9 protein-coding genes and 1 pseudogene are annotated in these 7,275 nt (G+C 60.3%); 7 read left to right on the top strand and 3 right to left on the bottom strand.

Annotated features, from left to right (window positions below):
• The 3 genes and pseudogenes from G5168_RS18985 to bacA all read left to right on the top strand — a co-directional run.
• The coding region (locus G5168_RS18985) for a SemiSWEET family transporter (protein WP_421252578.1) at positions 1 to 262 on the top strand (262 nt) is incomplete at its 5' end.
• A gap of 34 nt (positions 263 to 296) precedes the next feature.
• Positions 297 to 428 (top strand): annotated as a pseudogene (locus G5168_RS18980) (galactose-1-epimerase); the annotation flags it as partial.
• A gap of 112 nt (positions 429 to 540) precedes the next feature.
• A complete protein-coding gene (gene bacA, locus G5168_RS18975) occupies positions 541 to 1,356 on the top strand; it encodes an undecaprenyl-diphosphate phosphatase (RefSeq protein WP_421251022.1) in 816 nt (271 codons plus the stop codon).
• Positions 1,357 to 1,422: 66 nt separating this feature from the next.
• On the opposite strand, the gene G5168_RS18970 is transcribed toward bacA, so the two are convergent.
• From G5168_RS18970 to G5168_RS18960, 3 genes are all read right to left on the bottom strand, one after another.
• Positions 1,423 to 2,118 carry a ChrR family anti-sigma-E factor gene (locus G5168_RS18970; RefSeq protein ID WP_040069719.1) on the bottom strand — a complete coding sequence of 232 codons (696 nt, stop codon included), beginning with the start codon at positions 2,116 to 2,118 and terminating at the stop codon, positions 1,423 to 1,425.
• Positions 2,111 to 2,680, bottom strand: coding sequence for a sigma-70 family RNA polymerase sigma factor (locus G5168_RS18965; protein ID WP_005342561.1), 570 nt, complete (start codon positions 2,678 to 2,680; stop codon positions 2,111 to 2,113). The genes G5168_RS18970 and G5168_RS18965 overlap by 8 nt, the downstream gene beginning before the upstream one ends.
• 140 nt (positions 2,681 to 2,820) lie before the next feature.
• Positions 2,821 to 3,387: an LON peptidase substrate-binding domain-containing protein gene (locus tag G5168_RS18960; protein WP_040069721.1), complete on the bottom strand. Its 567-nt coding sequence runs from the start codon at positions 3,385 to 3,387 to the stop codon at positions 2,821 to 2,823.
• A 310-nt stretch (positions 3,388 to 3,697) separates the two neighbouring features.
• Between G5168_RS18960 and argS the strand changes: the two genes are divergently transcribed.
• The 4 genes from argS to hslV all read left to right on the top strand — a co-directional run bounded on the left by argS (position 3,698) and on the right by hslV (position 7,239).
• Positions 3,698 to 5,443, top strand: coding sequence for an arginine--tRNA ligase (argS, locus tag G5168_RS18955; RefSeq protein WP_421252577.1), 1,746 nt, complete (start codon positions 3,698 to 3,700; stop codon positions 5,441 to 5,443).
• 3 nt (positions 5,444 to 5,446) lie between these two features.
• A complete protein-coding gene (locus tag G5168_RS18950) occupies positions 5,447 to 6,289 on the top strand; it encodes an SPOR domain-containing protein (protein WP_421252576.1) in 843 nt (280 codons plus the stop codon).
• 35 nt (positions 6,290 to 6,324) lie between these two features.
• The gene (locus tag G5168_RS18945; protein ID WP_227341620.1) at positions 6,325 to 6,519 is read left to right on the top strand and encodes a DUF1737 domain-containing protein; all 195 of its coding nucleotides are present in this window, start codon (positions 6,325 to 6,327) and stop codon (positions 6,517 to 6,519) included.
• Positions 6,520 to 6,705: 186 nt separating this feature from the next.
• Positions 6,706 to 7,239, top strand: a complete 534-nt coding sequence (gene hslV / locus G5168_RS18940) for an ATP-dependent protease subunit HslV (protein ID WP_204384878.1) — start codon at positions 6,706 to 6,708, stop codon at positions 7,237 to 7,239.
• Positions 7,240 to 7,275: the final 36 nt, after the last annotated feature.

Below are 7,275 nucleotides of genomic sequence, written 5' to 3'. Positions count from 1 at the left end.
GGTATCCATGATGGTAGACCTCAAGGTGATGGCCTACTTCAAGATTAGCCTTTCAACACGTAATTGGGACAGAGCCATAATAAAGACCGAAGAAACCAGGGCCATCTCAACCAATATGTATCTGGTCTTCAGCTGTGGCGTACTTCTATGGTTGATCTACGGCCTGCGCACTAACGACATGCCCATCACCATAGCAAACAGCATCACTCTCGCTCTGGCCTGCGCCGTCCTGATGCTCAAGCTGCGTAACGAAAGGAACTGATGAGCATTCATACAACCTGGGGCTGGCACTCGGGGATCACGACGGCTTCTGTCTTGAGACACAACAGCTGCCGGACAGCCCCAATCGCCCCGAGCTGGGCAACCCCTGGCTGCTGCCGGGCGAGCGCTATCACCATCAGACCCGCTACCGTTTTATCCGCGACTGACTTAAAGGTTTCACAATTTTTCCGTAGCAGCGCCAGCAACATTCGAGCAAGATAAGCCGCCCCGAGCTCCTTCCGGGGCGTTTTTGCATCAACGTAGCAAGGATTCTGTTCGATGACTGACACTTATAGCCTGCTGGTCGCCTTTATTCTGGGCGTCGTCGAGGGGCTGACCGAGTTCCTCCCCGTCTCCTCCACCGGCCACATGATTATCGTCGGCCATCTGCTGGGCTTTGAAGGGCCCAAGGCCGCCACCTTCGAAGTGGTGATCCAGCTTGGCTCAATCCTCGCCGTGGTCGCCGTCTTCTGGCGCCGCCTGTTTGGCCTGATTGGCATCCACTTCGGCCAGAAGCAGTCCCGGGATCACGCCACCCTGTCGCTGGTGCATGTCATCCTCGGTATGCTGCCCGCCATCGTGGTCGGTCTGGCCATCCACAGCTGGATCAAGGCCAACCTGTTTGGCCCACAAACCGTAATGTACGCACTGGTCGCGGGGGGCATCCTGCTCATCATCGCCGAGAAGTTCCGCCCCGCCGTTACAGCCGAAACTCTGGATGACATCAGCTACAAACAGGCGTTCGGCATCGGTCTGTTCCAGTGTCTGGCGCTGTGGCCAGGCTTCTCACGCTCCGGCGCCACCATCAGTGGTGGCATGCTGATGGGGATCAGCCGTCACGCCGCCGCCGAGTTCTCTTTCATCATGGCAGTGCCCATGATGGTGGCGGCCAGCGGGCTTGATCTCTACAAGAGCCGCGATTTCCTCTCGATGGCCGACTTCCCGATGTTTGCCGTGGGCTTTATCACCGCCTTCGTGGTAGCGATGTTTGCGATCAAGACCTTCCTGACATTGATCCGCCGCATCGACTTTATCCCGTTCGCCATCTACCGCTTTATCGTGGCATTCGCCGTCTATCTGGTGTTTGTCGCCTGACAGGCAGCCTGCAATGAAATGACAAAAGGGACCAACTTGGTCCCTTTTTCTATGGCGTCAGAGTGCTTAGTAGAGGTGCTGGCTGATGCCGTTCAGCAGCCGCGACAGCCCCTTGGTGAACTGCACCGGCGCATCCTGCACCGTGTAGCAGAGGCAACCGTCCGGCGTATGCGGGCTGTGGGAGTGGCTGGCATCGCGCCAGATGAAATCTCCCGCCTTGTAAAGGGTATCGCCATCCTGAATATTGCCAGCCAGCAGCAGGGTCAGCTCATAGCCCTGATGGGTGTGCTCGGGGATGCGACCGCCCGCTTCGATATGGAGCAGGCTGGCGCGAGCCCCCATCTCGTCCAGCGGCAGACTCTGCTGACGAATGGCCCCGATATGGCGCCACTTGGGCGAACGGTAGCGGGCCAACACCCGCGGCAAACGGTAGGCGTGACCGGCCACCTCCAGCTCGCCGGGCTGGGCTCGGGGCTGGTCATGTGTTGGCTCGGAGAGGGGCTCTGCCAGCGGCTGCGCCAGAATATCCGCCAGCATGGCGTCGAATCCGGCGTCCAGTCCCACGTCATCGCGGGAGTCCACCTCGGGCTCTGTTGGCGAGGCAAGATATTGCTGCGCCAGCTCCTCTTCGAATGTCTTCAGTCGGGCAGCACAATCGGGGCAGAGTTCACAGTGAGCGGAGAGCCCCACCGCCAGCGGCAGAGGGAGCTCGTCGGCGGCGAAGGCGCGCAGCATAGGGTCGGTCGGATGGGCTTTAATCATGGCCTTGCTCCACTTGCTCTTTCAATTTCTGTAACGCCAGTCTGAGGCGGGACTTGATGGTGCCGAGCGGCACGCCGAGTCGCTCCGCCAGCTCCTGCTGGGAGAACTCCTGCAGATAGATGCCACGCACCACCTGCTGTTGCGGCTCCGGCAGGGTGCCCAGATAGTGGGCCATCTGACGGGTCAGCACCGCATCCTCACCCCCGCTCAGATGCTCCTCTTCGGCCTGAAACTCCAGCACGGGCCACAGCTCCTCGGCGCAGAGATCCTCCTTGCTGGCGCGACGACGGCGCAGCATGTCGAAGCACTGGTTGCGCATCACGGTGTAAATCCAGGTGGTCGGCGCTCCCTTGTCAGGGTGGTAGAGGCGCGCCTTTTGCCACACCAGCAGCATGGTCTCCTGCACCAGCTCCATGGCGTTGGCTTCGCTGCCGAGGTGGCGCAGGCCATAGCTGCGAATGCGCGGCGCAAAGTGTTGGAACAGGCGGGCAAAAGCAGCCTTGTCGGCCTGCTCAGCCACCCTGATCAGCAGAGATTTGAGGTCGCCATCCGGGTTATCCATCACGGGCGAGGTCCTGCGTATGGTCGAGTGTGGTTGGCCAGTATATGCCATTGCGCCATCCCTTTGGTGTGCTGTCGAACATGCTGTGGTGATGACTGGTACGGCGCTGCGGCGCTGGCGGATCAGCGGGTCAGAAAAAATCAGTGGCTGGCCACCAGCACCCCCTTGAGCAGGGCGATGGCGGGCTGATTGTCGGCGGCAGCCAGCAGCAGTTGCTTCTGCTCGGGGGGGATCGGCAACACCTCCAGCCAGCGCTGGGCCACCCAGTTGCCATCGTCCCAGCAGGGGGCAGGATAGAGGGCGGCATAGTCGGGATAATCGGCAAACACCTCCCGCAGCGCATCAACCAGTGGCAGTTGATCGGGATGGAGCCGGCGGGGCGGCCAGGCCGTCAGCGGCGTCACCTCGCCGATACGCAGGCCATCCTGCTCCTGCCACAGATCCTCTATCTGCACCCGCTCCACCCCCTGCACCGTGATCCCCAGCATGCCGTCCGGCAGCCGGTCGAAATCGATGATGGTGACCCGGGTGGCGATGGGCAGCATGTTGCGCAGGGCGTCGGGCTGGCGAGGGTCCACCATGCAGAGGGCAAAGCCGGACTCCCCCGCCTCGGCGATCATCCGCTGGTATCTCGGTTCGAAGATCCGCAGCGGCATGACACCGCCTGGCAGCAGGTGGGCAGATAGGGGAAACAGCGCCAGTCGCATCGCAAACTCCTCGGTTGGGAACCTCTGTTGATACGCCGGGCCAGAGGGAGGAGATCATTCCCGTCAGCGGAAAGGAAAAACCCTTAACAATCAGGGGAAAATAGCCTGGACAAGCCGCTTCGATATGCAGTAGAAATGGATAAGCACCGTAATTTCCGCCCAATATTCTGGAATATGGCGCCAAACGCAGTGAAATATCCGCCCGACAGCGAGCGGCGGGTCATCCCTATAGTTTTCTCGAGCCGATGCGGGTAAAATTCACGCCCTTATATATCAGTCATTTTTCGACGCGCAACCTTGGTGGTCAGTTATGAAAGAGCATATTCATCATCTACTTGAACAAACGGTAGCCAATCTCAAGTCAGCAGGCGTCCTGCCGGCGGACCTGGAAGCCCGCGTGCAAGTAGACCGATGCAAGGAAAAAGCTCACGGCGACCTGGCTACCAACCTGGCCATGCTGCTGGCCAAGCCGGCCCGCAAGAATCCCCGTGAGCTGGCGTCTGCCATCATCGAGCACCTGCCTGCCTCCGACCTGATCGCCAAGGTCGAGATCGCCGGTCCCGGCTTCATCAACTTCTTCTTCGACCAGCGCTGGCTGGCCGGTCAGGTCGAGGCCATGGTGACCTCTGCCAACGCCAACGTACGGTTGCCCGCGCCACAAACCGTGGTGGTGGACTACTCCGCCCCCAACGTGGCCAAAGAGATGGCGGTGCACCACATCCGCTCCACCGTACTCGGTGACGTGGCTGCGCGCGCGCTGGAATTCCTCGGCCACAAAGTGATCCGTGCCAACCACATCGGCGACTGGGGCACCCAGTTCGGCATGCTGATCGCCTATCTGGAGAAAATGTCCAACGAGCACGCCAGCGACATGGCGCTCAAGGATCTGGAAGCCTTCTACACCCAGGCCAAGCGTTGCTACGACGAAGACGAAGCCTTCGCCGAGCGTGCCCGTAACTACGTGGTCAAGCTGCAGGGTGGCGATGAGTACTGCCGTACCATGTGGAAGAAGCTGGTCGACATGACCATGGAACAGAACCAGATCAACTACGACCGCCTGAATGTCTCCCTGACCAACAAGGACATCATGGGCGAGTCCATGTACAACGACATGCTGCCGGAGATCGTTGCCGACCTGAAAGCCAAGGGGCTGGCGGTCGAGAGCGAAGGCGCCACCGTTGTCTTCCTGGACGAGTTCAAGAACAAGGATGGCGAGGCCATGGGCGTCATCATCCAGAAGAGCGATGGCGGTTTCCTCTACACCACCACCGACATCGCCTGTGCCAAATACCGTTATGAAACCCTGGGCGCCGACCGTGTCATGTACTTCATCGACTCCCGTCAGCACCAGCACCTGATGCAGGCCTGGACCATCACCCGCAAGGCGGGTTATGTGCCGGAATCCGTGCCGCTTGAGCACCACGCCTTCGGCATGATGCTGGGCAAGGATGGTCGTCCCTACAAGACCCGCTCTGGTGGCACCGTCAAGCTGGTTGACCTGCTGAACGAAGCCGAAGAGCGCGCCGCTGCGCTGCTGGAGAGCCGCAACAGCGACCTCTCTGCCGAAGAGAAGGCCAATGTGGTCAACGCCATCGCCATGGGCGCGGTCAAGTATGCGGATCTCTCCAAGAACCGTACTACCGACTACATCTTCGACTGGGATCTGATGCTGTCGTTTGAAGGCAACACTGCCCCTTACCTGCAGTACGCCTACACCCGTATCCAGTCCATCTTCCGCAAGGCCAACATCGATGCCGAGACGCTGACCGGCAACGTGACCCTGAACGAAGAGGCCGAAGAGGTATTGGCCCAGAAGCTGATCCAGTTCTCCGACGCGGTCAACGGCGTGGCCGACAAAGGCATGCCACACCTGCTCTGTACCTACCTGTACGAGTTGTCAGGCAACTTCATGACCTTCTATGAAGCCTGCCCGATCAACAAGGATGGCGTGGACGAGGCAACCCGTCAGAGCCGTCTGCTGCTGTGCGCCGCCACCGCCAAGGTACTGAAACTGGGCCTCGGCGTACTGGGCATCCATACCCTGGAGCGCATGTAATAGATGGCAACCCGGGATTATGTCGGCAGCCGCCCGCGACGTCGGGCGGGTGGCCGCAATACCAAGAAAGCGGCCCCTCGCCGCTTTCCTGTTATTCCAGTGCTGCTGGTCGTGGCACTGCTGGCAGGCTTTGGTGGCTTCCTTTACATGATCAATGGCAAGGGCAGCGACGCCCCCACCATCGAAGAGCAGGTAAAGGCCAACAAGCCAAAACCACAGAACAACGGGTTGCCACAGGAGAAGTGGAGCTACATCGAACGGCTTGAGAACAAGCAGGTCGATGTTATCGAGCCACCGCCCCAGCCGGGCGTGCTGCCACCGCCCCCCGCCGATACTCTGACACTGCAGCCGGAAAAGCTGCCGCAACCGGTACCGACCGAGATTCCCCAACCGGGGACGCCCATCGGCCAGTCCAAACCCTATCAGACCAATCCGGCGACAACGCCTGACAACGGTGCGCCCGTTGCCAGCGCTCGGGAACAGGTGATCGATCGCCAGGCCGAACGGGAACGGATGGAGCGGGAGATCCGTGCCGAGCTGGAGCGGGAGCGGGCCGAAGCGGCCAAGGCCAAAGCGGCTACCCCGCCAGCCCAGACCGCAGCCGCCGACAGCAGTCGCTATATGATGCAGTGCGCGGCTCTGCGCTCGCAGGATTCCGCAGAGTCGCTAAAGGCACGTATCGCCTTCACCGCCGGTCTCTCTTCCAGCCTGCAGGTGGTCAACACGGCCAACGGCACGGTCTACAAGGTGATGGTGGGCCCCTTCAACGGCAAGGCGGCCGCCGACGCGGCCAACGGCAAGCTGCAGAGCTCCGGCATCAGCGGCTGCATTGCCAAGAAGGGTTAGCATACTGTCAGGCTGAACCAGCAGAGAACCAGAACATGACAAATTCGAAACAGCCACCAAATGGCCTTCCGGTTTACCGCTTGATTACTGGGCCTGATGACGCGGCATTTTGTTTTCGTGTCAGCGAAGCACTAGCTCAAGGCTACACGCTGTATGGTTCTCCCTCGGCGACGTTCAATGGCCAAACTGTGATCGTGTGCCAAGCGGTAGTCTGGTCTGAAACAACATAATGCGGACAGTTTGCAGCAGGGCCGGGTGGCAACACCCGGCCCTGTTCTTTTGGTGTCACTCGCACCCACCCTGATTGCTACCCCGTTTATCCCGACCAAAGGCAGGGTTGAAAAGCCCGTTTGCCATCCCCATCTTTCTTGCCATGCACAGTCAGGCCGTCATTCGGCTCAAGCGAGGTAAGTAAAGTGACTACCATAGTTTCAGTTCGCCGCAACGGTCAGGTCGTCATCGGTGGCGATGGCCAGGTCTCTCTTGGCAACACCGTCATGAAGGGCAACGCCCGCAAGGTTCATCGCCTCTATAACGGCAAGGTGCTGGCAGGTTTCGCTGGCGGTACCGCCGACGCCTTCACCCTGCTCGAACGTTTCGAAGCAAAACTGCAGGCCCATCAGGGTAATCTGGAGCGCGCCGCCGTGGCGCTGGCCAAAGATTGGCGCACCGATCGCGCCCTGCGCCGCCTCGAAGCACTGCTGGCCGTGGCCGACGAACACAAATCCTTCATCATCACCGGCAACGGTGACGTGGTGCAGCCGGAGCACGATCTCATCGCCATCGGCAGCGGTGGCAACTTCGCCCAGTCCGCCGCCATCGCGCTGCTGGAAAACACCGAGCTGGATGCCAGGAGCATTGTCGAGAAGTCCCTCAAGATTGCGGGCGACATCTGCGTCTTCACCAACGGCAACCACACCATCGAAGTGCTGGACTACGTTGCCAAATAAGGCGCCAGCCAACCCAATTTCCCAAGGGGTGGGCAC

Origin of the sequence: Aeromonas sp. 600724, assembly GCF_049175135.1 — a bacterium.
Classification (GTDB): domain Bacteria; phylum Pseudomonadota; class Gammaproteobacteria; order Enterobacterales; family Aeromonadaceae; genus Aeromonas; species Aeromonas veronii_A.
This window is presented reverse-complemented; position numbering and strand designations above follow the sequence as displayed.

Bases quoted from the DNA above. Each gene is read 5' to 3' on its own strand.
- G5168_RS18945 (WP_227341620.1), top strand. From the start codon at position 6,325: ATGACAAATTCGAAACAGCCACCAAATGGCCTTCCGGTTTACCGCTTG.
- G5168_RS18965 (WP_005342561.1), bottom strand. From the start codon at position 2,680: ATGGATAACCCGGATGGCGACCTCAAATCTCTGCTGATCAGGGTGGCT.
- bacA (WP_421251022.1), top strand. From the start codon at position 541: ATGACTGACACTTATAGCCTGCTGGTCGCCTTTATTCTGGGCGTCGTC.
- argS (WP_421252577.1), top strand. From the start codon at position 3,698: ATGAAAGAGCATATTCATCATCTACTTGAACAAACGGTAGCCAATCTC.
- G5168_RS18950 (WP_421252576.1), top strand. From the start codon at position 5,447: ATGGCAACCCGGGATTATGTCGGCAGCCGCCCGCGACGTCGGGCGGGT.
- G5168_RS18970 (WP_040069719.1), bottom strand. From the start codon at position 2,118: ATGATTAAAGCCCATCCGACCGACCCTATGCTGCGCGCCTTCGCCGCC.
- G5168_RS18960 (WP_040069721.1), bottom strand. From the start codon at position 3,387: ATGCGACTGGCGCTGTTTCCCCTATCTGCCCACCTGCTGCCAGGCGGT.